The organism is Streptococcus sp. CCH8-H5, assembly GCF_001556505.1.
Classification (GTDB): domain Bacteria; phylum Bacillota; class Bacilli; order Lactobacillales; family Streptococcaceae; genus Streptococcus.
Map to the genome: position 1 here is coordinate 1 of NZ_LSIZ01000042.1, position 496 is coordinate 496.

The 496-nt window shown below is 40.5% G+C and carries 1 protein-coding gene; it reads right to left on the reverse strand.

Translation table 11 applies throughout. The features are described from left to right. The coding region (locus tag AX663_RS03470; RefSeq protein WP_156430753.1) for a Spy0128 family protein at positions 1-496 on the reverse strand (496 nt) is incomplete at both ends.

Below are 496 nucleotides of genomic sequence, written 5' to 3' on the forward strand. Positions count from 1 at the left end.
TGTAGTTGGTGGTGTCACTGGTGGAACCACTGGTGTTGGAGGAGTCGGTGGTGTTACTGGTGGAACTACTGGTGTTGGAGGAGTTGGTGGAGTCGGTGGTGTCACAATATTGTTGAACTCAGTATCTTCTGGCAATTGAGAAGTTACTGTCAAGACTTTACCGTCTTTAGTTACTGAAACAACGACTCTAGCTACCATCTTATCGTAAGTAACAGTTGTATCGTTACCTTGTACTTCTTCAACAGTATAAATGTGAGTACCTTCTTCACCACGTTTGTACTCAAGTGCAGAGAACTTGATCTTACCTTTAGCATCATTGCTTACAGTTTCAATCACATTACCCTTGCTATCTTTAAGTACAAAGCTAAACTCACCAGCCTTAAGTTGACGGCCTTCAAGTTTCTTAGTGAATTCAAACTCAACTTTAGTTGGGATATTGATTACACGTTTTTCTGTTGGTTTTTCTGGTTTTTCAACAGATTTCTTAGTTGGGTCG